Annotated in this window: 21 protein-coding genes and 1 pseudogene; 10 read left to right on the top strand and 12 right to left on the bottom strand. The window is 70.5% G+C overall.

Going from position 1 to position 22,474, the window contains the following annotated elements:
* Positions 1-135: 135 nt before the first annotated feature.
* The 4 genes and pseudogenes from rutB to puuE form a co-directional block, all read right to left on the bottom strand.
* The gene (rutB, locus tag AC1MGR_RS12835; RefSeq protein ID WP_480231833.1) at positions 136-888 is read right to left on the bottom strand and encodes a pyrimidine utilization protein B; all 753 of its coding nucleotides are present in this window, start codon (positions 886-888) and stop codon (positions 136-138) included.
* Positions 888-1,988 carry a pyrimidine utilization protein A gene (gene rutA, locus AC1MGR_RS12830; RefSeq protein ID WP_108040465.1) on the bottom strand — a complete coding sequence of 367 codons (1,101 nt, stop codon included), beginning with the start codon at positions 1,986-1,988 and terminating at the stop codon, positions 888-890. Before rutA ends, rutB begins: the two co-directional genes overlap by 1 nt.
* 255 nt (positions 1,989-2,243) lie before the next feature.
* Entirely contained in the window at positions 2,244-2,894 is a 651-nt protein-coding gene (rutR, locus tag AC1MGR_RS12825) for an HTH-type transcriptional regulator RutR (protein ID WP_480231832.1), read from the bottom strand.
* Positions 2,895-2,912: 18 nt separating this feature from the next.
* Positions 2,913-3,803: pseudogene (gene puuE, locus AC1MGR_RS12820) on the bottom strand (allantoinase PuuE); the annotation flags it as partial.
* Positions 3,804-4,025: 222 nt separating this feature from the next.
* On the opposite strand from puuE, the gene AC1MGR_RS12815 reads away from it, so the two are divergent.
* From AC1MGR_RS12815 to ureG, 7 genes are read left to right on the top strand one after another with little or no spacing between them, the layout of a single operon-like run.
* On the top strand, positions 4,026-4,646 hold the full coding sequence (locus tag AC1MGR_RS12815; protein ID WP_480231831.1) for an urease subunit gamma: 621 nt from the start codon (positions 4,026-4,028) through the stop codon (positions 4,644-4,646).
* A gap of 4 nt (positions 4,647-4,650) precedes the next feature.
* Positions 4,651-6,378: an urease subunit alpha gene (gene ureC, locus AC1MGR_RS12810; RefSeq protein ID WP_108040473.1), complete on the top strand. Its 1,728-nt coding sequence runs from the start codon at positions 4,651-4,653 to the stop codon at positions 6,376-6,378.
* A 48-nt stretch (positions 6,379-6,426) separates the two neighbouring features.
* A complete protein-coding gene (locus tag AC1MGR_RS12805) occupies positions 6,427-6,885 on the top strand; it encodes a DUF29 domain-containing protein (RefSeq protein WP_480231830.1) in 459 nt (152 codons plus the stop codon).
* Positions 6,882-7,382 (top strand): DUF29 domain-containing protein, encoded by a 501-nt coding sequence (locus AC1MGR_RS12800; RefSeq protein ID WP_480231829.1) that lies wholly within the window; start codon positions 6,882-6,884, stop codon positions 7,380-7,382. Before AC1MGR_RS12805 ends, AC1MGR_RS12800 begins: the two co-directional genes overlap by 4 nt.
* 23 nt (positions 7,383-7,405) lie before the next feature.
* Positions 7,406-7,960, top strand: a complete 555-nt coding sequence (locus AC1MGR_RS12795; RefSeq protein ID WP_480231828.1) for an urease accessory protein UreE — start codon at positions 7,406-7,408, stop codon at positions 7,958-7,960.
* Positions 7,953-8,627 (top strand): urease accessory protein UreF, encoded by a 675-nt coding sequence (locus AC1MGR_RS12790; RefSeq protein ID WP_480234785.1) that lies wholly within the window; start codon positions 7,953-7,955, stop codon positions 8,625-8,627. Before AC1MGR_RS12795 ends, AC1MGR_RS12790 begins: the two co-directional genes overlap by 8 nt.
* A gap of 23 nt (positions 8,628-8,650) precedes the next feature.
* On the top strand, positions 8,651-9,265 hold the full coding sequence (gene ureG / locus AC1MGR_RS12785; protein WP_108040481.1) for an urease accessory protein UreG: 615 nt from the start codon (positions 8,651-8,653) through the stop codon (positions 9,263-9,265).
* 70 nt (positions 9,266-9,335) lie between these two features.
* Here the strand turns inward: ureG and AC1MGR_RS12780 are convergent, their stop codons facing one another.
* From AC1MGR_RS12780 to AC1MGR_RS12755, 6 genes are all read right to left on the bottom strand, one after another.
* Positions 9,336-11,021: a methyl-accepting chemotaxis protein gene (locus AC1MGR_RS12780; RefSeq protein WP_480231827.1), complete on the bottom strand. Its 1,686-nt coding sequence runs from the start codon at positions 11,019-11,021 to the stop codon at positions 9,336-9,338.
* 216 nt (positions 11,022-11,237) lie between these two features.
* Entirely contained in the window at positions 11,238-11,978 is a 741-nt protein-coding gene (locus tag AC1MGR_RS12775; protein WP_480231826.1) for a molybdopterin-dependent oxidoreductase, read from the bottom strand.
* A complete protein-coding gene (locus AC1MGR_RS12770) occupies positions 11,971-12,693 on the bottom strand; it encodes a cytochrome b/b6 domain-containing protein (protein ID WP_480234784.1) in 723 nt (240 codons plus the stop codon). The genes AC1MGR_RS12775 and AC1MGR_RS12770 overlap by 8 nt, the downstream gene beginning before the upstream one ends.
* Positions 12,694-12,707: 14 nt before the next feature.
* Positions 12,708-13,295 carry a class I SAM-dependent methyltransferase gene (locus tag AC1MGR_RS12765; RefSeq protein ID WP_480231825.1) on the bottom strand — a complete coding sequence of 196 codons (588 nt, stop codon included), beginning with the start codon at positions 13,293-13,295 and terminating at the stop codon, positions 12,708-12,710.
* An 11-nt stretch (positions 13,296-13,306) separates the two neighbouring features.
* Positions 13,307-14,593: an acyl-CoA dehydrogenase family protein gene (locus AC1MGR_RS12760; RefSeq protein WP_480231824.1), complete on the bottom strand. Its 1,287-nt coding sequence runs from the start codon at positions 14,591-14,593 to the stop codon at positions 13,307-13,309.
* An 81-nt stretch (positions 14,594-14,674) separates the two neighbouring features.
* Positions 14,675-14,830, bottom strand: coding sequence for a hypothetical protein (locus AC1MGR_RS12755; protein WP_480231823.1), 156 nt, complete (start codon positions 14,828-14,830; stop codon positions 14,675-14,677).
* Between the two features lie 405 nt (positions 14,831-15,235).
* On the opposite strand from AC1MGR_RS12755, the gene AC1MGR_RS12750 reads away from it, so the two are divergent.
* Together AC1MGR_RS12750 and AC1MGR_RS12745 are read left to right on the top strand one after the other, a co-directional pair.
* Positions 15,236-16,243 carry an HD-GYP domain-containing protein gene (locus AC1MGR_RS12750; RefSeq protein WP_480231822.1) on the top strand — a complete coding sequence of 336 codons (1,008 nt, stop codon included), beginning with the start codon at positions 15,236-15,238 and terminating at the stop codon, positions 16,241-16,243.
* A 152-nt stretch (positions 16,244-16,395) separates the two neighbouring features.
* On the top strand, positions 16,396-17,781 hold the full coding sequence (locus AC1MGR_RS12745; protein ID WP_480231821.1) for a pilus assembly protein TadG-related protein: 1,386 nt from the start codon (positions 16,396-16,398) through the stop codon (positions 17,779-17,781).
* Positions 17,782-17,830: 49 nt separating this feature from the next.
* Here the strand turns inward: AC1MGR_RS12745 and AC1MGR_RS12740 are convergent, their stop codons facing one another.
* A complete protein-coding gene (locus AC1MGR_RS12740) occupies positions 17,831-18,478 on the bottom strand; it encodes a TadE/TadG family type IV pilus assembly protein (RefSeq protein WP_480231820.1) in 648 nt (215 codons plus the stop codon).
* 3 nt (positions 18,479-18,481) lie between these two features.
* Positions 18,482-18,976: a TadE family protein gene (locus AC1MGR_RS12735; protein WP_181259745.1), complete on the bottom strand. Its 495-nt coding sequence runs from the start codon at positions 18,974-18,976 to the stop codon at positions 18,482-18,484.
* Between the two features lie 516 nt (positions 18,977-19,492).
* Between AC1MGR_RS12735 and AC1MGR_RS12730 the strand changes: the two genes are divergently transcribed.
* Entirely contained in the window at positions 19,493-22,414 is a 2,922-nt protein-coding gene (locus AC1MGR_RS12730; RefSeq protein WP_480231819.1) for an ATP-binding protein, read from the top strand.
* The last annotated feature ends 60 nt before the right edge of the window (positions 22,415-22,474 follow it).

Genomic DNA, 22,474 nt, shown 5'->3' with positions numbered 1-22,474 from the left:
CATCCTTGGACGCCCTGCGAGGTCTCGCCGGGGCACCGATACGTCCCTCCCCCTCCTCTGCGGGGGGAGGGAAACGGAGTGGGCCGCCTCCACGCTCGGGAACGGACAAGCCCGCGCGAGGACGGGTCGACCGCCCTACTCGGCCGCCTCCGTTCGACGAAGGTCCGGTCCGAGCGCCGCCTCGAAGGCGGCCACGTCCGAGACCCAGCCGAAGAAGGTCTCGATGTTGGCGAGCGCTCCCGCCTGCAGGGCCGGCGGGCCGGCCTGATGGGTGGCGTCGGCCAGCACGATGCCGAAATATTCGAGGAAGAAGCCGTCGCGCAGGGTAGATTCCACGCAGACGTTGGTGGCGATGCCGGTAAAGAGCAGGGTGCGGATGCCGGCCGCGCGCAGCAGGCTGTCGAGTTGGGTGTTGTAGAAGCCGCTGTAGCGCGGCTTGCCCAGCACGATGTCGCCGGGCTCGGGCTTGAGGGCGTCCACCAGGGCGTAGTCCCAGGTGCCCCGGGCGAGCAGGCGTTCGTTCATGCCGGGCCGGGCTCGCATGGTCTTCAAGGCGTTGGACTTGTGCCAGTTCGGCGAGCCCGGCCCGCCGGCCTCGACGTAGTCCGGGTCCCAGCCGTTCTGGAACCAGACGATCCGGATCCCGGCCGCCCGGGCCGTCCGCACCGCCCGGGCGATCTGCGCCACCACCGGCCCCGTGCCGGAGACGTCGAAGCCGGCGAGATCGAGGTAGCCCCCCGGCGTCGTGTAGGCGTTCTGCATGTCGACGACGATGAGCGCGGTGGCGTGCGCGTCGAAGGCGATGGGCTCGGGCCGGGCCGCCAGGGTGATGCCGCCCTGGCGGCCCTGCGGGTCGGTGTAGCCGGCGGGTTTCGTGACGCTCTCCATCACGCCACCTTCGCCATCGGCTCGGTCCCGGCCGCGATGTGCGCGCGGCTCTTCATCAGGGGCTGGATGCAAGTGCCGTAGGCGTCGAGGCCCTTGAGGAAGTCGTCGAACACCAGGAGCACGCCCTCGGTGCCCGGCACGGTGGCCACCTCGTCGAGCATGCGCGCCACCTCGGCGTAGGAGCCCACCAGCGTGCCCATGTTGATGTTCACGGCCGAGGTCGGGTCGGCCATCTGGCGCACGTTGGTGTCGGCGCCCGACCGCGTGTCGGCGGCGCCCTGGACCCCGAGCCAGGCGATGGCCTCCTGGTCGGCGCCGGCCTTGTAGTGCTCCCAGGTGGCCCGGGCCGCCTCGTCGGTCTCGTCGGCGATGACCATGAACAGCACGTAGGAGGAGACGTCGCGGCCGGTGGCGGCCTTGGCCGCCTCCAGGCGCTCCACCGTGGGGGCGAAGGCGGTGGGCGTGTTCACCCCCTTGCCGAAGCAGAAATTGTAGTCGGCGTAGCGGGCGGTGAACTCCATGCCGGCCGCGGACTGGCCGGCGCAGATGATCTTCATCCCGGCCTGCGGGCGCGGGCTGAGGCGGCAATCGTCCATCTGGAAGAATTCGCCCTTGCGGTCGCAGACCCCCGTCTCCCACAGATCGCGCAGCACCTGTGCGTATTCCGAGAGGTACTCGTATCGGCGGGAGAAGTACTCGTCCCCGGGCCACAGGCCCATCTGCGCATATTCCGGCCGCTGCCAGCCGGTGACGAGGTTGAGGCCGAAGCGCCCGTTCGAGATCGAGTCGATGGTCGCCGCCATCCGCGCCGTGATGGCGGGGGGCATGCACAGGGTGGCGGCCGTGGCGAACAGCTTGATCCGGCTGGTAACGGCCGCCAGACCCGCCATCAGGGTAAAGGATTCGAGGTTGTGATCCCAGAATTCGGTCTTGCCGCCGAAGCCTCTCAGCTTGATCATAGACAGCGCGAAGTCGAGTCCGTAGCTCTCGGCCTTCAGAACCACCTGCTTGTTCAGCTCGAAGCTCGGTTTGTACTGCGGCGCGTTCTCCGACAGGAGCCAGCCGTTGTTTCCGATCGGAATGAAGACGCCGACATTCATGGCAACCTCGTTCGCTCGGGCAGAGCCCGGTGAAAGGCAGGAATCCAACACAGACGCGGCCTGGACGAAGCCGGTCCAGGGAGCATCGGGAGGGCTGCGAAGACTGCACATCGTCTCCGGTGGCGATGATCCAATCCCATTCGGACCGGATGGTCAAACTCTCTCGGGCGGGTTTTCGGGGGCTTGCCTAAACTCTCCCCGTTCTGCCGGCCGTTTGGGCGCTTTCTGCCCAGGCCAGGAGCGGAATTCCGGGCGTCAGCGCAGGCCGAGGCCGGCCAGGATCAGGGCCTGGGTGCTGGCGACCGTGCGCTCGAAGAAGTCCGGGTCGTCGAGGCCGCGCCCCGTGACGGCATCCACCTGCACGGCGAAGTCGGCATAGTGCTGGGTGATCGCCCAGATCGAGAAGATCAGGTGGTGGGGGTCGTGCGGGCCGATCCGCCCGGCCGCGCTCCAGCCTCGGATGATCGCGGCCTTGGCCTCCACGAGGTCGCGCAGGGGGCCCTCGAGCTCCGGGCGCAGCAGGGGGGCACCCTGGACGATCTCCAGGCAGAACAGCCGCGAGGCCTGGGGCGCGTCCCGCGACAGGGTGAGCTTGGCGCGGATGTAGCTGCGGAAGGCGGCGGCCGGCTCGCTGTCGGCATCGAGCGACTGCAGCGGATCGAGCCAGACCGTCAGCACCCGGCGCAGGACCGCGACGTAGAGCGCCTCCTTCGAGGGGAAGTAGTAGAGCAGGTTGGTCTTCGAGAGGCCGGCCCGCTCGGCGATGCCCTCGACGCTCGCCCCGTGCAGTCCGAGGCCGGAGAAGAGCGCGAGCCCCGCATCGAGGATGGCTTCCCGCCGCGCCGCGCCGTCCTTCCGGAGGCGGCGGGCGGGCGGCGGCGCGGCCTCCGGTCGGATCTTTGTCATGGCGGAGCCTCAGGCCGGCGGGTGCTGCCGGATCCAGTGCTCGGCAATGTCGATGCGGCGGGCGACCCAGACGTGGTCGTGGGCGGCGATGTGGTCGAGGAAGCGCACCAGGGCACCGATCCGCCCCGGCCGGCCGACCAGCCGGCAATGCAGGCCCACCGACATCATCTTGGGCGCCTCCGCCCCCTCCGCGTAGAGCGCGTCGAAGGTGTCGCGCAGGTAGGTGAAGAGGTGGTCGCCGGTGTTGAAGCCCTGGATCGCGGCGCATTTCATGTCGTTGGCGTCCAGGGTGTAGGGCACCACCAGGCCCCGGCCACTGGGCTCGTCGATCCAGTACGGCAGGTCGTCGGCGTAGGAATCGGCGAGGTAGGTCATCCCGGCCGCGATCCCGAGGTCGAGGGTGTGGGGCGAGGAGCGCCCCGTGTACCAGCCGCGCGGGCGGGCGCCCGTGATCTCGGTGTGGATGCGGATCGCCTCGTCCATGTGCGCCTGCTCCTCGGCGCGGGTGAAGTCGCGGTAGTCGATCCACTTGAGGCCGTGGCAGGCGATCTCCCAGTCGGCCTCCCGCATCGCCGCGGCGACGTCGGGATGGCGGCCGAGCGCGGTGGCGACCGCGAAGGCGGTCACGGGGATCTTGCGCGACTGGAACAGCCGCCAGAGCCGCCAGAACCCGGCCCGCGACCCGTACTCGAACAGGGATTCCATGCTCATGTGGCGCTGGCCCGGCCAGGGCTGCGCCCCGACGAGCTCCGACAGGAAGGCCTCGGAGGCCGCATCCCCGTGCAGGATGCAGTTCTCACCGCCCTCCTCGTAGTTCAGCACGATCTGCACCGCGATGCGCGCGTTCCCCGGCCAGCGCGGATGCGGCGGATTGCGGCCGTAGCCGACGAGGTCGCGGGGATAGGTCAACGGCCGGCCCTGGGCTCGGGGTGAGGGTCGATACCGCTGTTCGGCCGGGGACCCGCATCCTGTCAACCGGCAGGCGGGCCGCGGCGCGCTTGCGCTCGTTCCCCAGGGATGCATCCATGCGCGCCGCGTTCCCGGCGCGCGGCCCCGCCGCGCACGGTCCTTGCCTTCTCGGGCCCGAGACGTCCGCGTCCCCTACGTCCGCGCCCAACCTCCGAGGTCCCCGTGCTCCTGACCCCACGCGAAAAGGACAAGCTCCTCCTCGCCATGGCCGCACAGGTGGCCCGCAATCGGCTCAGCCGCGGGGTGAAGCTGAACTACCCCGAGGCGGTGGCGCTGATCAGCGACTTCGTGGTCGAGGGCGCGCGGGACGGCCGCTCGGTCTCGGAGTTGATGCAGGCCGGCGGGCACGTGCTCACGGCCGAGCAGTGCATGGACGGCATCCCCGAGATGATCCACGACATCCAGGTCGAGGCGACCTTCCCGGACGGGACCAAGCTCGTCACCGTGCACCACCCGATCCGCGGCGCGGCGTCCGCCGAGGTGCCGGGCGCGGTGACCACCCCGCCGGGCGAGATCGTCTTCAATGAAGGCGCGCCGCGCACCCTGCTGACGGTCTCCAACGTCGGAGACCGGCCGATCCAGGTCGGCTCGCACTACCATTTCTACGAGGTCAATCCGGGCCTGACCTTCGAGCGCGAGAAGGCCCGCGGCCAGCGCCTCGACATCGCCCCCGGCACGGCGGTGCGCTTCGAGCCGGGCGTGACCCGCGAGGTCGTGCTGGTGCCGCTGGGTGGAGGCCGCACCGTCTACGGGTTCCGCGGCGACGTGATGGGAGCGCTCTGACACCATGGCCAACATGCCCCCCCGCGCCGCCCTCCCCCGCGCCGCCTATGCCGACATGTTCGGCCCCACCACCGGCGACCGCATCCGGCTCGCCGACACGTCGCTGGTGATCGAGGTGGAGCGCGACCACACCACCTACGGCGAGGAGGTGAAGTTCGGCGGCGGCAAGGTGATTCGCGATGGGATGGGGCAATCCCAGGTCACCAACCAGGACGGGGCGGTCGACACCGTCATCACCAACGCGGTGGTCCTCGATCATTGGGGCGTGGTGAAGTGCGACGTCGGGATCGTGAAGGGCCGGATCGCCAAGCTCGGCAAGGCCGGCAACCCGGACATCCAGCCGGGTGTCGACATCGTGGTCGGGCCGGGCACCGAGGTCATCGCCGGGGAAGGCAAGATCCTCACGGCCGGCGGCTTCGACAGCCACATCCACTACATCTGCCCGCAGCAGATCGACGAAGCCCTGTGCTCGGGCGTCACCACCATGCTGGGTGGCGGCACCGGCCCGGCGCACGGCACCTTCGCCACCACCTGCACCCCGGGCCCCTGGCACCTCGCCCGGATGATCGAGGCGGCGGAAGCGTTCCCAATGAACCTCGCCTTCGCGGGCAAGGGCAACGCCGCACGGCCCGAGAGCCTCGTGGAGATGATCCGGGCCGGGGCCTGCGCCCTCAAGCTGCACGAGGACTGGGGCACCACCCCGGCCGCCATCGACACCTGCCTGACGGTGGCCGACCTGCACGACGTGCAGGTGATGATCCACTCCGACACCCTCAACGAATCCGGCTTCGTCGAGGACACGATCAAGGCTTTCGCGGGCCGCACCATCCACGCCTTCCACACCGAGGGTGCGGGCGGCGGCCATGCGCCGGACATCATCAAGGTGGCGGGGCTCGCCAACGTCCTGCCCTCCTCCACGAACCCGACGCGGCCCTACACCAGGAACACCATCGACGAGCATCTCGACATGCTGATGGTGTGCCACCATCTCGACCCGGCGATTCCCGAGGACCTCGCCTTCGCCGAGAGCCGCATCCGCCGCGAGACCATCGCGGCCGAGGACATCCTGCACGACATCGGCGCCCTCTCGATGATGTCGTCGGACAGCCAGGCCATGGGCCGGGTCGGCGAGGTCATCCTCCGCACCTGGCAGACGGCGGACAAGATGAAGCGCCAGCGCGGCGCCCTGCCCGGCGACGCGTCCGGCAACGACAACCTGCGCGCCCGACGCTACGTGGCGAAGTACACCATCAACCCGGCCATCGCGCACGGCGTCTCGGCCCATATCGGCTCGGTGGAGCCGGGCAAGCTCGCCGACCTCGTCCTGTGGACGCCGGCCTTCTTCGGGGTGAAGCCCGACCTCGTGATCAAGGGCGGCGCCATCGCCACGGCGCCCATGGGCGACCCCAACGCCTCGATCCCGACGCCCCAGCCGGTGCATTACCGCCCGATGTTCGGCTCCTTCGGCCGTGTGCCCTTCGCCACCGCCCTGACCTTCGTCTCCAAGGCGGCGATCGCGGACGGGCTCGGCGAGCGCCTCGGGCTGCAGAAGCGCCTCGTCGCCGTCGAGAACGTGCGCGGCGGCATCTCGAAGAAGAGCATGATCCTCAACGACGCCACCCCGAACATCGAGGTCGATCCCGAGACCTACGACGTGCGCGCCGACGGAGAGCTCCTGGTCTGCGAGCCCGCCGAGGTGCTGCCGATGGCGCAGCGGTACTTCCTGTTTTGAGGTAGGATGTACTCTGGAGAACTGTGGAGGCTCGCCATGTCGAGGGCCATGTCGAAGGTCGCACGGACACCGCCAGCGGAGGTCGATCTGTACGAGAGGGATTTCTACGCCTGGACACGGACCCAGGCCCGAAATCTCGCGCGACGGGACGATGCCGCCCTGGACGTGTCCAATCTGCTCGAAGAGGTGGAAAGCTTGGGCCGCAGCCAGCGCAATGCGATCGCTTCGCGCCTCGAAGTGCTGGTTGCGCACCTCCTGAAATTCCGCCTGCAGCCAGAGCGAGCCGCACCCAGTTGGAGGCGGACGCTGCGCGAGCAGCGACGCCAGATCGAGCGGCTGGTCGTACGCAATCCAAGCCTCCGGCACCTGCCGCGTGAGGCCTTGCCCGACCTCTACCCGGATGCTGTCCGCATGGCCGCCGCCGAGACCCGTCTGGCCGAGGTCGCGTTTCCGCGGACCTGCCCTTTCACGACCGATCAGATTCTCGATCCCGGGTTCGAACCGTGACCCCGTTGCCGCCTGATGCCTTCTCCGTCGACTTGAGCGCCTGGGCCGAAACGCAGGCGCGTGCCCTGCGCGAGGGCCGTACCGGACGGCTTGATCACAACAACCTGTCGGCCATCGTGAGTGGTCTCGGCCTGCGCGAGCGGCGCGATCTGCGGGCACGCCTGGGCGTCATCCTGACGGGCCTGCTGCGCTGGGCCGAGCAGGTCGACCTGCGCTGCCATGGCTGGGCCGGGACTCTCGACGGCCAGCGACAGCGGGTCGACCGCATCCTTCGCGACAATCCAAGCCTGTGCCGCGAGATCCCCGAACTGATCGCGCGGATTTACCCGGTTGCGAAGGCGCGGGCGGTTCTCGAGAGCATGCTGTTCGACGAGAGTTTTCCGGATGCCTGTCCGTTTTCTGAGGGTGAGATTCTGACGGCAGGCTTCTTTCCGGATCCCCATGGGGACGATGCGGTCCGCGGCGAAGACTGGTGTAAGCCCAAGACCAACCCGTGACCTCCATTCGTGAACCTTCATCCATGATCCGCGCAACGAAAATCCTGCGCCGCGACGCCCTGTCCGGCGAGATCGTCGACCGCATCGTCCTCGACCACGGCGACCGGCACCGCCGGCGCATGACGATGCGCAGCGCGGGCGGGCTGTCGTTCCTGCTCGACCTGCCGGAACCCACCGTGCTCGACGACGGCGACGCCCTGGTGCTGCAGGACGGCCGGCTGGTCTGGGTCGAGGCCGCCCCGGAGCCGCTGCTGGAGATCCGGGCGCCGGACGACCACGCCCTGAAGCGCCTGATCTGGCACATCGGCAACCGGCACATCCCGGCGGAGATCGGAGCCGACGCGGTCTATATCGGGTTCGACCACGTTCTGGCCGAGATGGTGCGGGGCTTGGGCGGCAGCGCCGAGGCGGTGGAGCGCCCGTTCCGGCCCGAGGGCGGCGCCTATGCGGGCGAGGCCGCCGGACATCACCACCACGGTCACCACCCTCACGGCCATTCTCATGAAGGCCACGCGCACCCCGATCACGCGCACCCGCACGACGGCCGTCACCCCGATCATCCGCAGGCCCATGATTGAGGCCCTGCGCCTCATGGCGTGGCTCTCGCCGGGCTATCCGGTGGGCGCCTATGCCTACTCGCATGGGCTCGAGGGGGCGGTGGAGAGCGGCGAGGTCGGCGACGAGGCCGCGCTCACGGACTGGCTCGCCGACGTGCTCGAGCACGGCTCGGGCCGCAACGACCTCATCCTCCTCGCCCACGCCCACGCGGCGGCGCTCGCCGGGGATGGGCGGGCGCTGGCCGAGATCAACGACCTCGCCCTGGCGCTGGCGCCCTCGCGCGAGCTGCACCTGGAGACGAGCCAGCAGGGCCGCAGCTTCCTCGACGCCACCGGGGCGGCCTGGGGCACCCCCGGCCTCACTGCGCTCGCCTCCGCCCTCGATGGCGCTGTGGCCTATCCGGTGGCCTTCGGCCTCGCGGCCGGTGCGCATCGCATGGCACCCGTTCCGGTGCTCGCCGGCTTCGGCCTCGCCTTCCTGCAGAACCTCGTCTCGGCGGCCCTGCGCTGTGCACCCATCGGCCAGAGCGCCGGCACCCGGATCATCGCCGCCCTGACGCCGCGGGTGACGGCGCTGGCCGCCGCGATCCCGGCCCTCGGGCTCGACGATCTCGGCAGCGCCACGCTGAACCTCGATCTCGGCTCGTTCCGGCACGAGACCCAGTATTCCCGCATCTTCCGCTCCTGAGACGTTCTCGCGAGGACCCTTCGATGACCTCTCCCAACGGCCCGCTCCGCGTCGGCATCGGTGGCCCCGTCGGCTCCGGCAAGACCGCCCTGATGGAGCAGCTCTGCAAGCGCTTCCGCGACACCTACGAGATCTGTGCGATCACCAACGACATCTACACGAAGGAGGATGCCCGCCTGCTCACCGTGGCGGGCGCCCTGCCGGAGGAGCGGATCATGGGCGTCGAGACCGGCGGCTGCCCGCACACGGCGATCCGCGAGGACGCCTCGATCAACCTCGCGGCGGTGGCGGAGATGCGACGGCGCTTCCCCAGGCTCGACCTCATCCTGATCGAGTCGGGCGGCGACAACCTCGCGGCCACCTTCTCGCCGGAGCTCGCCGACATCACCCTCTACGTCATCGACGTGGCGGGAGGCGAGAAGATCCCCCGCAAGGGGGGGCCCGGCATCACCCGCTCGGACCTCCTGATCGTCAACAAGACCGACCTCGCGCCCCTGGTGGGCGCCGATCTCGGCATCATGGAATCCGACACCCAACGCATGCGCGGCGCCCGGCCCTACGTCTTCTCGTCGCTCCGCGACGGCCACGGGGCGGACGCCATCGCGCGCTTCGTGGTGGAGGCGGGCGGCTTGAGCTAGCCGGTCCGGAAACGACGAAAGGCCCGGATCGCTCCGGGCCCTTTCTCGATCCGTTCCCCCGCGTCGCCGTTCAGGCGGCGCGCACGGTGGCGAGGAAGCGCTGGACCTCGGCGCTGAGATGCTCGGACTGGCGCGAGAGCTCGGAGGCGGCGCCCAGCACCTGGCTCGCCGCCGCACCGGTCTCCTCGGCCGCCCCCGCCACGCCCGCGATGTTGGTCGTCACCGCCCCCGTGCCCATCGCCGCCTGGGCCACGTTGCGCACGATCTCCTGGGTCGCCGCCCCCTGCTCCTCCACCGCCGCCGAGATCGAGGTGGCCACGCCGCTGATCTCGCGGATGCGCGCCGCGATCCCGTCGATGGCCGCCACCGCCTGGCCCGTCGAGCCCTGGATCTGGCTGATGTGCTCGCCGATCTCCTGCGTGGCCCGCGCCGTCTGGTTGGCCAGCTCCTTGACCTCCGCGGCCACCACCGCGAAGCCCCGCCCGGCTTCCCCGGCCCGGGCCGCCTCGATGGTGGCGTTCAGCGCCAGCAGGTTGGTCTGGCCGGCGATCGAGGTGATCATCGTCACCACGTCGCCGATGCGCGCCACGGCCGTGTTGAGGGTCTGCACGAAGCTGGCGGTCTGGGCGGCCTCGGCCACGGCCGTCTGCGCCATGGCGGCCGAGCTGCCGACCTGGCGGCCGATCTCCTGCACGGAGGAGCCGAGCTCCTCGGCCGCGGCCGCCACCGTGTTGACGTTGGCGGCGGCCTCGTCGGCGGCGGCGGCCACGCTGCTGGACTGGTTGGCGGTCTGGGTGGCGGTGCCGGCCATGCTCTGGGCGGTGGCCTGCAGCTCGGTGGCCGAGCTCGTCACCATGCTGATGATGCCCCCCACCGCCCCCTCGAAGCTGTCGGCCATCGCCCGCATCGCCGCCTTGCGCTGCGCCTCCGCCCCCGCCCGCGCCAGCACCGTCTCCTCCTCGAGCTTGCGGGTCTGGAGCAGGTTGTCCCGGAACACGCTCACGGCGGCGGCCATGTCGCCGATTTCGTCGCGGCGGGTCCGGGACGGAATGTCCACCCCGGTGTCGCCCCCGGCCAGCCTGCCCATGGTACGCGTCATGCGCTCGATCGGACGCGCGACGCCGAACAGGCTGAACAGCATCGCGCCCAGGGCCGCCACCACCGAGATCGCCATCGCGATCCAGGCCGTCAGCATGGCCGAGCCGGCGCTCGCCATGCTGAGCTCCGTGCTGCGCTGGGCGCCCTCCCGGTTGAAGTCGACGGCCCGCTGCAGGGCGCGGATGGCGCCGTTGTTCAGGTCGGCCATCGCGGCGCTGGTGGTGAGCCCCAGGGCGTCGGCCTGGCGGCCCGCCTTCATGAGGTCGATGACCTTCTGCTGGCCCTCGATGTAGCGCGTCCACAGGGGCGTGAAGGTGTCGTAGAGCGCCTTCTCCTCGGGGGAACTGATCAGCGGCTCGTAGGTCCGGCGCAGGCCGTCGAGGGTCTTGAGGGCGGTGTTCAGGCCCGCCTCGTTCTCGGCCAGCGCCTGCGGCGTCTCGGAGGCGACGACGAAGCGGTACAGCTTCACCCGCACGTCGCGCGTCGCCGTGCTGATCGTGTTCACGACGTTGACGGAGGGAAGCCAGTTCGTCGCGACCTCGTTCACCTCGCGCTCGATCGCCTTGAGCTTCACGACGCTGACCACGCCCTGCCCCGCTGCGGCGACGCCGAGCAGAGTTACCGAACCGATCAGGATGGATTTCAGAGACACACGCATCGTTGTGGGACCGTCCGGATTTGCATTCCGACCGGAGGAAACAACTGCATGCTTAACACGGCGTTATCGGATTGACGAAGATCGTAACGATAACTGTTTTGTTATGTTTCCGATGGGCGTTGCCACCTCAGTGATGACGTACAGGGCTGTCCATTCGACGCTCCGGGCAACTCGCTATACGGTCCAGTGGTACGCGGATACACGCGGTGGGTGAGGTCAAATCCCCGCGTACCAGGGAAATCCGAGCTCGGCGACCATGCTGCCGCGCCCCTTGCCGAGACCGTTGACGCGCTCCACCGCCTCAATGGCACTGATGTACTTGAGGCTCTTGTAGCCGAGCTGGCGCTCCACCCGCAGGCGTACCGGCGCCCCATGCGCCACCGGCAGGGCGCCGCCGTTCATGCCGTAGGCCAGGAGGGTCTGCGGATGCAGGGCGTCGAACAGGTCGTAGCTGTCCCACCAGCCGTCGACGCTGCGCACCACGATGTAGCGCGCCTCCGGCCGCAGCCCGACCTGCGTCAGCAGGTGGGCCAGGGGCACGCCGGTCCAGCCGCCGATGGCCGACCAGCCCTGTTCGCAGGCATGGAGCGTGATCTGGGTGCGAGCCGGCATCGCCTTCAGGTCGGCCAGGGAGAAGGCCCCCGGGCGCGTCACCAGGCCGGTGACCGGGAGTTTCCAGTCCGAAAAGCCCAGCGCCTTCGAGCGCTGGTAATCGGGGTTGTCCGGGTCGGTGGTGTTGATGGTCGGGAACACCGCCGAGATCGCCTCCGACCCGAACTCGCGCACCAGGGGCTGGTGGCGCTGGAGCCAGCGCTGGACCGCGAAGGTCAGGCCGTTGCTCCAGTCGTAGGGGCTCGCGAGCCGCGAGAGGGCCGGGGCGTCGCAGCCGCCGAGGAGGCCGGCGCCGATCAGGCTGCCCGAGCCGGTGAGGAGGCGACGGCGCGAGAGGTCACGCATCGGGAGGCTCCGCGAAGGGTGTTCGAGCCGTCTCCGGGGGGACCCGGAAGCGTCCGGTGATCATCGAGCGCATCAGGTTGCCCGCCCCGCCGACGAAGACCTGGGCCACGTGGACGACGAGGAAGAGCACCAGCAGGCAGGCGACGAGGAAGTGCAGGGTCCGCGCCGATTGCCGGCCACCGAACAGGGCGAAGAGTTCCGGATAGGCCGCCGTGACCCCCGGCGACATGGTGAGCCCGGTGAGCACCATCAACGGAAACAGCACGAACAGGACGACGAGATAGGCGAATTTCTGCAGGGCATTGTAGCGCAGGGCCTCGCGCCCGCGGGCCGGCTTGAGGCGGGCGTGATCGGCGATCTCGCGGGCGAGGTGGCCGGGGGCCAGCTGATCGCGGTCCGGCACGAGGTCGCGGGCGAAGTGACCGCCCACGAAGGCCACGATGAGGTAAACGATCCCGTTGAGGACGAGCACCCAGGCGGCGAGGAAGTGCAGGTTGCGGCCCCAGCCCGTCTGTTCGAGGTTCACCGGCAGCGGCAGGTTGAGGGCCGCCGGCGCCCCGTTGGCCCCGGTCTCGCCCCAGAACAGCCGCGGCAGGGCGAGCAGGATCGCGATGCCGCTGACCAGGAGCGCGAGGAACGCGACGGTGTTGAGCCAGTGGGTCAGGCGCACCCAGGCGGCGTGGCGGTGGACCAGGGAGGGACCCGGCTCCTCCATCGGCGGCGGCCGGCTCACGCGGGCGCCCGTAGCACGTCGAGGCGATAGCGCTCGGTGCGCCCCCTGCGGTCGGGTTCGAGGACGCCGCCGGTGAGATCGATCAGCGTCTCCACCGCCGCATCGGCGCTCAAGGGGAAGTTGGTCTCGCCGAGCCAGTGGACCAGGATGACCTCGCCCCCCGGCTTCAGGGCCGCCACCAGGCGCTCGGCGATGCGGGCTAGATCCTCGGGCGTGAAGAAGTACAGCACCTCCGAGAGCACCACGAGGTCGAACCGGCCGGGGGGCCACTCCGCCGGCACCGCGGCGCGCCGGAACGCGACGTGGGGGCAGGCCGCGCAACGGATGCGGGCGGCATCCAGGGCCGTCTCGGCCACGTCGAGGGCGAGCAGCGTCGCGCAGCGGTCGGCCAGCCGACGGGTCAGAACGCCGATCGAGCACCCGACCTCCAGGGCCTCCGGGTAGGTCTCCCGGCCCAGCGCCGCCAGGGTGGCGTCGTACTTGGCGTGCTCGTAGGGACTGGTGGTGAAGTCCCACGGATCGGGGTTCGTGGCGTAGAGTTCGGTGAAGTAATCCGGCGGCAGCGTCTGCGGGGAGCGTGTCATCACCGGCACCGCTAAAGGTCGACCGGAACTTCGTCGGGGCTCGGCGCCCCGGCGGAGTCGCGCCAGAGCCGGTCCGCCGGTCGCGCATCGCCCAGGACGTGAGCCGCCGCGCTGGTCAGGGCTCGGTCGGGTCCGGGCTGGCGCAGGTAGGTGGCGAGGTCGCGCGCCAGGCGCTCCAGGGGATGCGGACTGAGGAAGCCCGCCAGGCCCACGGAGCGATGGGCCCGCTCCAGCACGTCGAGGCCGGCCCGCTCCACCGCGAGACGGGTGAGATTGACGTAGGCGATCACCCGGTCCGGCTCCGCCTCGGGGTCGGCGGCGAGCCGGGCGGCCTGGGTCACGAAGAGACGCGCGCCCTCCACCGCGATCGCGGCCTCGCCGAGGCGGGCCGCCTGATGCGGGTCTCCGCCGCGCCCGGTGGTCCGCAGATGCGCCCGCAGGACGTCGAACACCGCCTCGATGCCGCCGAGCTGCACCGCCGCGAAGCGCCAGGCGCCGCCGGAGAAGTGCGGCTCGGCGAAGTAGTCGTCCGGGCCACCGACGAAGCAATCGGGGCCGGCGGGCAGGCCGGTGAAGTCGAGGAGACCGGAGGTCGAGGCCCGCATGCCCTGCGCCCGCCAGCCGGACAGGTCCGCCCGGGTCCCGGCCTCGAGATCCGCGACCAGCATCTGCTGGCGGCCGTCGGGCCGGCGCGCCGTGACCAGGGGGCGGGTGACCGAGCCGGCCCCGGAGGCGAAGGATTTGACGCCCGTCAGCATCCAGGGGTCCCCGGCCTGTGCGAGGCCGCCGGCCTTCTCGAGGCTGAGGCCGCCGGCCTTCTCGAGGCTGAGGCCGCCGGCCTTCTCGAGGCTGAGGCCGCCGGCCTGGGGCTGGGTATTCCACACGCCGAACAGGTGTCCGGCCCGGACATCCCCGGCCAGCCGCTCGATCACCGTCGGCGCCGCATAGCGCAGGACCAGGGACAGGGCGTTGACGTGCCCTTCGTAGAGGCGACCGAGGGCGAGGCTGCCCCGCCCGACCTGGGCGAGGACATCGGCAAGAACCGGTGCCAGCGCGGGGGCGTCGAGGCCGGCACCGCCCAGGGCCACGGGTAGCGGCGCGGCGAGCAGCCCGGCCCGATGCGCGTCGGCGATGTCCTCGGCCGGAAAGCCGCCGTCCCGGTCCAGGGCGTCGGCGCGTTCGCCCGCGCGGTCCGCGACCGCGCGGGCCGCGGCCCGGATGCGGGCGGCGTGGGTCTCCGAGCAATCCTGAAGATGCCGATGCGGTGGGATGAAGTTCATACCCAGCACATGGATCACGCCCGCGCGATCTCCAGACGGTGTTCGCGTACAGAAGGCGGGTTTTCCCCTGTATCCCAGGGCGCGGGGGCGTCCCCCGGATCAATCCGCCGCGGACGTCCGGGCCCGTTCGGCGCGCCCGGCCCGCAAGTCGGCCAGCATGTCCCGCAGGGTCCAGCCTACGGTCAGCAGGGTAAAGGCGCCGATGGCCACCACCAGGGCGGCCCCCACCAGCATCTTGGCGGTCTCGATATCCACGGTCCGGGTTCCCGAATACAGTTTCGCTGCGTCGTATCCCGCGACGAAAACCATGATCACTGTCTTAAAGATGCGTCTTGCGCCCGGGTCCGAGCAGGCCCGCCCGGCGAAACGCTGTCATGCATTAGCCCGTGTCCGGTTGGTGCGACCGCACACGGGTGTCCGGTGTGGCCGCGGATGGATCTCGCGGTCCCGCCCCGGAGCCGGCGACGCGGGCAGGGCTTCTCCACCGGTATCGCGGCGCGCAGGCCCGCTTATGGGGAGGAGGTTGCCCGGCCGAGTATCGCGGCGCAAGCTTCTCCGGAGGTGGGTCGAGCGCCCCGGGGTATCGTCGTTAAAGGTCTGGCGGCAATCCCTCCGGTAAAGGAAGGCCTCGGCGAGGCGTGTTGAACCAAGGCTGCTCTGATGTTCGTCCTCATCCTGGATGATGCGCCCCTCAACAACATGCTCATGGTGGAGGCCCTTCGCGACCTTCCCGGCTGCACGGCCCGTGATTTCCTTCGGCCCGCCGAGGCCCTGGCGTTCGTCCGTGAGAATCCGGCTGGGATCGGCGTTGCCATCTCGGACTTCGAGATGCCGGACATGAACGGCATCGAGTTCATCCGCGCCGCCCGCGACATCCCGGGCTTCGAGCATGTGCCGGTAATCATGGTGACGAGCCTGGACCAGCGCGCATTGCGCCGGGACGCCCTGGCCGCCGGCGCCACCGACTTCCTCGCCAAGCCCTTCGATCCGGTCGAAGTGCGCGCCCGCGTCACGAACCTGCTCGCCCTCAACCAGGCGCGCCTGGCGCAGATCGACCGCGCGGCCTGGCTCGATCGCGAGGTGAAGGCCGCCACCGCCCTCATTGTCGCCCGCGAGCGCGAGATCATCAACCTGCTGATGAAGGCCGTCGAACATCGCGACTCGGAGACCGGCAACCACGTGGCGCGGGTCGCCGAATACGTGGCCCGGATCGCCGAGGGTCTTGGCCTGGAAGCGGAGGAGGTGGAGCAACTCAGCCTGGCCTCCACCATGCACGACATCGGCAAGCTCGGCGTTCCGGACTCGATCCTGCTGAAGCCCGGGCGGCTGTCCGCGGACGAGCGCCGGACGATGGAGGCCCATGCCGAGCGGGGCCGTCGCATTCTCGAAGGCAGCGATTCGCGCCTGGTCCGCCTCGCGGCGGAGATCGCCGCCACCCATCACGAGCGCTGGGACGGCGGCGGCTATCCGGCCGGGCTCCGCGGGGAGGCCATTCCCCTGTCGGGCCGGATCGTGGCCGTGGCGGACGTCTACGATGCCCTGACCTCCGACCGGCCCTACAAGACGGCTTGGTCGCACGCGGAGGCGTTGGCCCTTCTGCAGGCCGAGGCCGGACGTCATTTCGATCCGGCTTGCGTGGACGCCTTCCTGAAGTCTCGCACCCGGTAGACCAGGCCGGTCGTGGTGCGGCGCTGACCTTGAGGACAACTCCAGGTTCGTGCTCCGTGATCTTAACCGTGATCCTGTCTTCGGCTGAACACGGTGATTTTTCCGGGCCGCCTACAGGAGGTCGGTAACCCACCCCCTGTAGGCGTAAGGGCATGACTGCCCGCCACGCCGCCACGCTTGGAGCCGGTTTCCGCACGGACCAACGTGGCGGCGTCCTGGTTCTCGTCGCCCTGCTGTTTCCGATCCTCACCGGCCTGAGCGCCGTGGCGATCGACTACGCCTCCCTGGTCAAGCGGCGGGCCGAGCTCCAGCGCGCCGCCGACAGCGGCAGCATCGCGGGCGTCAACCAGTTCAAGCTCGCCAATGCCGACGACGCGGCCGCGATCCGCACCGCCAAGGCCATGGCCCTGGCTCAGGCGCGCAACGGCAACGCGGCGCCTCCTGCCGTGACGGCCGAGGTGCTGAACAACCATTCCGGCGTTCGCCTCACGCTCACCGAGCAGGTCGCCCTGTCTTTCGGCAAGCTCCTCAACACCCCGAGCCTTGAGGTGAGCGTCTCCTCGACGGCGAAGCTCGCCGGCACCACGCGGCTGTGCCTGCTCGCCCTCGACCGCCAGGCGATGGGCGCCTTCCACCTGGAGAGCGCGGCCCGCATCACCGCCTCCGATTGCTCGCTCTACTCGAACTCCGCCAACCCGGAGGGCATCCAGGGCGAGAACGCGGCGGTGGCCACCGCCCTCTCCACCTGCTCGGCCGGCGGCTATTCCGGGTCGGGCGCCAACTTCACGCCGCCGCCGGCCACCGGGTGCCCCGCCCTGCGCGATCCCCTGATCGACCGGCAGGGTCCGACGCCGGGCTCCTGCGTCAGCCTCGGGTTCTTCGTCGATCCGAAGAAGTTCATCGACGGCATCGACGACCCGACCTACGGCGTCAACGTGGTGAGCGGGACCGTCACCCTGCAGCCCGGCACCTATTGCGGCGGCCTGCACATCACGAAGGGCGCCGTCGTGCGGCTGCAGCCCGGGATCTACATCCTCAAGGACGGCCCCCTGGTGGTCGACAAGGACGCCAGCCTCAGCGGCGTCAACACCGGCTTCTACTTCACCGGCGTGCGCGGCGGCCTGCTCTTCGACGAGAAGAGCATCATCAGCCTCACCGCACCGAAGGACGGCCTGCTGGCGGGGCTGCTGTTCTTCGAGGACCGCAACGCGACCATCCCGGCCGCCCTGCCCCTGCCCCTCAGCGGCAAGGGAAAGCCTAAGCCCGCCCCCGGCGGCTTCGTCGCCCTGCGCGAGTACCGCATCATCAGCGACAACGCGCGCACGCTCCTGGGGACGATCTACCTTCCGGTCGGCCGCCTGATCATCGACTCCAAGAAGCCGGTCGCCGACCAGTCGGCCTACACGGTGATCATCGCCCGGACGATCAACCTCTATGACGGCCCGAACCTGATGCTGAACGCCCGCTACGGCAGCACCGACGTGCCCGTGCCGGCCGGCGTCGGACCGAGCTCGGCCGACACGCAGCTCACGCAGTAGGTCGAGCACCCCGACGCATGGCCGCGGGCCCGCGGCCGGGGCCCGCCGCTCAGCGCGGCGGGCAGGAGGTGCCGCTGCCCAGGACGACCTCGGGGCTCATGCTCGCGTAGCGCCGGCCGTACCGGACCGGCCACAGGGTCTTGCGGGTGATGAGGAAGCCCGGGCCGCCATCCCCGAACAGGGACGAGCCGGTCACCGGCTTGTAGGGGGCACTGATCTCCACGAGCAGCAGGCGCGTCCCCTTCGGCTGCAGGCTGTCGGCATTGGCGACGGGGGCCGGCGCCCCGGCGGCACGGACCGGCGATCCCACCGCGGCCACGCTGGAGCAGATCTGCAGCGGGCCCGTCTCGGCGTCGCCCACCACCCCGACCGCGCTCACCGTCATCTGCACCCCGGTGCCGTCGAAGGGCGCGAGCACGATGGGCGCCACCTGGAACACGTCGTTCACCTCGTCCGCCGTCGCCATCGTGCGCTGGGACAGCGTGTCGCCGATGGTGCGGGACAGGATGTCGACCTTGCGCACGTTGCGCATCACGCTCGTGATTTCCACGGCCCCGAAATAGATGATCAGCAGCACCGGCACGATCAGGGCGAATTCGACGATCGCGACCCCGTCCTCGGCCCGCGCGAAGCCCGCGACGGCCCGTTCACCCCTCCGACGGATCGCGATCACGGAGCGGAGACGCGCGGCCGGCATGGCTCAACAGCCGCTGCCGCCGGTGGAGTTACCCTCCAGCTGCAGCACCGACGTGGCGTTGATGAGCCAGCTTCCGTCCTGGAACTGGGTCTTCACGACGCCGAACTTCTGGAACGTGTGCTGCGCGAAGGCGGCCTGGACCACCACCACACTGCCCTTCGTGAGACAGCCGTGCTGGATGCCGAAATCCGCCCGCCAGGTCCCCGAGGCGGGGTCGATGGGGCTTGTTCGCTCGATCCGGGTGAAGCTGTCGTAGACCCCGATATCGATCTTCAGGTTCTCGCAGCGGACGAACGGATTGACCTGGCGGCAGACCTCGCTGCGCACGGCGTCGAGGAGCGAGGTCGCCGAGGCGCCGGACTGGACGTAGAACTGCCGCATCGAGGCATCCAGGCCGTTGTCCAGCGCGGAGGTGACCCAGAACACCAGCGCGTTCTCCAGGACAAAGAAGATCAGGATGCAGAGGGGAAACAGGACCAGGGCGAATTCGACCGCCATGGCCCCCGATTGATCCTGCCGGAACCGCTGCGCAGCCGATCGCGCCGGGCCGGGGCGCAGGCGCCTTCCGACCCTGACGCCGGGTAGGCTGCCGGAACCCGCGACGACAGGTTCGGACTTTGCGAGTTCGGGATTGGCGGGATCGCACATGGGTACGGGCGGCACAGGGAGCGGGCGGCCGATCGGAACGCGTTCGTGGGGGCGTCGGCTACCCTGTCCGGATCTAGCACCGAGCGCTTAAGATTCCGGCAAGCCAGACCAGAAGCTGTCCCGCCGCGAAGGCATCGACGCATTCGCCGCCGGGCCACCGGAAGTTTGCGCGACGTCGTCTCCACCGAAAGTCGTGCCCGGAAGCAGAGGTTCAGCGTCTGATCGCAGTTAAGCTTTCGATGCACGCATCGAGTGCGGATGACGGTGATCGAATTCGTGCCTCTGGGCTCGTTCCCCCGCACAGCGACTGCGCGTGGGGGGACGATTAAGACCCTTCCAACCAACACCCGCTACGCTGGCGCGACCATGACCGATCCCCGGCGCGCGCCCGACCCATCCCGCCAAACCCCTCCGCCCGCCCGGCATCCGGGTCGGCAGCGCACTCTGGCCGGACGCCTGGCGCTGGCGATGTGCACCTCCGTGGCGATCGCCTTCCTGGCCGGAACGCTGCTCTCCCTCTGGCAGGAGGTGAACCGCTACGCCGACGACAAGCGGGACGCCCTCGTCGCCATCGCCAACGTGCTCGCGGCGGCGAGCGCGAGGGCCACGGCGGCCGGGGACGAGGCGGCGGCGGCTCGCGTCCTGAACGCCATCGGCAGGATCCGCGACGCCAGGATCCTCAGCGGCGCGACGCGCGCGGGCGATTCGACGGACGACCGGACCGGGGAAGGAGACCGGAGCGAGCTCGTCTACGCGGCCATCGAGCGGCCCGACGGCTCGATCCTGGCGGACCGGGGCCTCACGGCCCGCCTCACCGATGATTTCGACTTGCGGAAGGGGCAGTCGCCTCTGGCCCTCCTCACCAGCCGGACCGCCCTGGTGGCGGTGACCGTCGAGGAGGCGGGCCGGACGGTGGGCAATCTCATCCTCGTCTCCGACCTGGCCGACCTCAACGACCGCCTGCTGGCGCTGCTCCGGACCTCGGCCCTGATCTCGAGCCTCGTCATGGTCCTGGGCTTCGCGATCTCCTACGCGATTCAGCGGGCGATCACCCAGCCGATCGCGGCGCTCGTCGGCACCATGGACCGCCTCCGAATCGAGCAGGACTACACGCAGGGCGCGGTGATCGCGCGGGACGACGAGGTCGGCGTGCTGGCGCGTTCGTTCAACGCGCTCCTCGACACCGTGCGGGAGCGCGATGCCCGCCTGGCGCAGCACATGCAGCGCCTGGAGGCCGATGTGGCGGAGCGCACGGCCGATTTGCACGAGGCCAAGCAGGCGGCCGAGGCCGCCAACGCGGCCAAGTCGACCTTCCTGGCCACCATGAGCCACGAGATCCGCACGCCCCTCAACGGCATGCTGGTGATGGCCGAACTCCTGGCGGCCTCCGCCCTGCCGCAGCGGCAGCAGCGCTACGCCGAGGTAGTCGCCCGCTCCGGGCAGAGCCTGCTGGCGATCATCAACGACATCCTCGACTTCGCGAAGGTGGAGGCGGGCAAACTCGATCTGGAGCGCATCGCCGTCGACCCGTCCGAGGTCGTCGACACCGTGGTCGCGCTCTTCGCCGAGAAGGCCGTCGAGAACGGCCTCGACCTCGCAGCCTACGTGGCGCCAGACGTGCCGCGCCGGGTGATCGGCGATCCGGTGCGCCTCGGCCAGATCCTCGGCAACTTCGTCAACAATGCCCTGAAGTTCACCCCGTCCGGCTCGGTCCTGGTGCGGCTGGAGCGCGGCGCGGCCGGCACGCTGCGCCTCAGCGTCCGAGATACCGGCGTTGGGATTCCGGCCGACAAGGTCGGCACCCTGTTCTCGGCCTTCGCGCAGGCCGACCAGTCGACCACCCGGCGCTTCGGTGGCACGGGCCTCGGCCTCTCGATCGCCCATCGCCTCGCCCTCGCCATGGGGGGGCGCATGGGCGTCGAGAGCGTGCTCGGCATCGGCTCGACCTTCTGGGCGGAGCTGCCCCTGGAGGCGATCGACGCCGAGGCGCCGACCCTCGTTCGGCGCACCGACGCGGTGAGAGCCGGGATCGTGCTCGCGCTGTCGGGCGAAGCCACGCGAGAGAGCCTCGGGTTCCGCCTCGCGGAGGCCGGGTTCACGTGCCTTTCGGCGGAAGCGGCCGAGGCCGGGGCGGCGCACTGGATCGCGGATGCGGCCGCGATCCTGGCCCTGGGCCGGCGCCCGACCGGGCCGGGCCGGGTCCTGGCCCTGGCGCGCCTCGGCGATGCCGCCGCGGCGCCGGTCCTGGAGGCGGGCTGGGCCGACCACCTTATCAGCTGGCCGGTGGTCCAGGAGGAGTGGCGTGGGGCCCTGGAATCCCTGGCCGGCGGGACGCCGTTCACCTCCGCTCCCGGCCCCCGCCTGTCCGCCCGCACGCGCCTGCCGCAATTCCCGGCCGCGCGCATCCTCGTGGCCGACGACAGCCCGGTGAACCGCGAGGTCGCCCGCGAGGCCCTGGCCCGCTGCGGCGTCACAGCCCTCACCCTGGTCGAGGATGGCCGCGCGGCGCGCGACGCCTGTCGCGACGGGGCGTTCGACCTCATCCTGATGGACGGCAGCATGCCGGTCCTCGACGGCTACGCGGCGGCCGAGGCCATCCGGGCCGAGGCCATCGCCCAGGGCCGCGCCCGCACGCCCATCGTCGCCCTCACGGCCCACGTCGTCGGGGCCGATGCCGAGGCGTGGCGCGAGGCCGGGATGGATGCCAAGCTCGCCAAGCCCTTCACCCTGGCGGCCCTCGCCGACACGCTGGCGGCCTTCCTCGAGCCCGAGGCCGAGACCGCGCCCGGGCCGATCCGTCCCGCGGACGCGCCGAGTCTTCCCGCAGGGGCGCCGAGTCTTCCCGCAGGGGCGCCGAGACTTCCTTTGCCCGACGCCCTGCCCCGGCCGGAGGCGGACGGCCTCCTCGACGAGGAGGTGCTCGCGGGGCTGGTCGACATGGCGGCCCGGGCCGGCGGGGATTTCAGCGCCCGCGTGCTCGGCCTCTATCGGGACCACGCGCCGAAGGCCCTCGCCGACCTCCGGGCGGCGGCGGGCCGCGGCGACGCCGACGCGACCGCGCGCGCCGCGCACGGCCTGAAGTCCATGAGCCTGAACATCGGCGGTCGAGCCCTGGGCTCGGTGCTGGGAGAGATCGAGGGCGGAGCCCGGGCCGGCGCCGTCCTCCCGACGGACGCGGAGATCGCCGGTCTGTCGCCGCTCCTGGACCGAACCCTGGAGGCCCTGGAAGCCCGCCTCGGGGCCCTGCCCGATCCGGCGGAGACCCGCGCGGTCCGGCATTCGGCCTGAGGGACCCCGCCCCCGGAACGGACGATCTCCGTACGGGCACAGGCGGGCTTGGGCTTCGTC

Source organism: Methylobacterium sp. BI1 (assembly GCF_056680125.1).
The sequence above is the reverse complement of the archived record's forward strand: the minus strand, read 5'-3'. Positions and strand labels throughout refer to the sequence as shown.

Coding starts and splice junctions, on each gene's coding strand:
- rutB (WP_480231833.1), bottom strand. CDS start 888: ATGGAGAGCGTCACGAAACCCGCCGGCTACACCGACCCGCAGGGCCGC.
- rutA (WP_108040465.1), bottom strand. CDS start 1,988: ATGAATGTCGGCGTCTTCATTCCGATCGGAAACAACGGCTGGCTCCTG.
- rutR (WP_480231832.1), bottom strand. CDS start 2,894: ATGACAAAGATCCGACCGGAGGCCGCGCCGCCGCCCGCCCGCCGCCTC.
- ureC (WP_108040473.1), top strand. CDS start 4,651: ATGGCCAACATGCCCCCCCGCGCCGCCCTCCCCCGCGCCGCCTATGCC.
- AC1MGR_RS12805 (WP_480231830.1), top strand. CDS start 6,427: ATGTCGAAGGTCGCACGGACACCGCCAGCGGAGGTCGATCTGTACGAG.
- AC1MGR_RS12795 (WP_480231828.1), top strand. CDS start 7,406: ATGATCCGCGCAACGAAAATCCTGCGCCGCGACGCCCTGTCCGGCGAG.
- AC1MGR_RS12790 (WP_480234785.1), top strand. CDS start 7,953: ATGATTGAGGCCCTGCGCCTCATGGCGTGGCTCTCGCCGGGCTATCCG.
- ureG (WP_108040481.1), top strand. CDS start 8,651: ATGACCTCTCCCAACGGCCCGCTCCGCGTCGGCATCGGTGGCCCCGTC.
- AC1MGR_RS12780 (WP_480231827.1), bottom strand. CDS start 11,021: ATGCGTGTGTCTCTGAAATCCATCCTGATCGGTTCGGTAACTCTGCTC.
- AC1MGR_RS12775 (WP_480231826.1), bottom strand. CDS start 11,978: ATGCGTGACCTCTCGCGCCGTCGCCTCCTCACCGGCTCGGGCAGCCTG.
- AC1MGR_RS12770 (WP_480234784.1), bottom strand. CDS start 12,693: ATGGAGGAGCCGGGTCCCTCCCTGGTCCACCGCCACGCCGCCTGGGTG.
- AC1MGR_RS12765 (WP_480231825.1), bottom strand. CDS start 13,295: ATGACACGCTCCCCGCAGACGCTGCCGCCGGATTACTTCACCGAACTC.
- AC1MGR_RS12750 (WP_480231822.1), top strand. CDS start 15,236: ATGTTCGTCCTCATCCTGGATGATGCGCCCCTCAACAACATGCTCATG.
- AC1MGR_RS12745 (WP_480231821.1), top strand. CDS start 16,396: ATGACTGCCCGCCACGCCGCCACGCTTGGAGCCGGTTTCCGCACGGAC.
- AC1MGR_RS12740 (WP_480231820.1), bottom strand. CDS start 18,478: ATGCCGGCCGCGCGTCTCCGCTCCGTGATCGCGATCCGTCGGAGGGGT.
- AC1MGR_RS12735 (WP_181259745.1), bottom strand. CDS start 18,976: ATGGCGGTCGAATTCGCCCTGGTCCTGTTTCCCCTCTGCATCCTGATC.
- AC1MGR_RS12730 (WP_480231819.1), top strand. CDS start 19,493: ATGACCGATCCCCGGCGCGCGCCCGACCCATCCCGCCAAACCCCTCCG.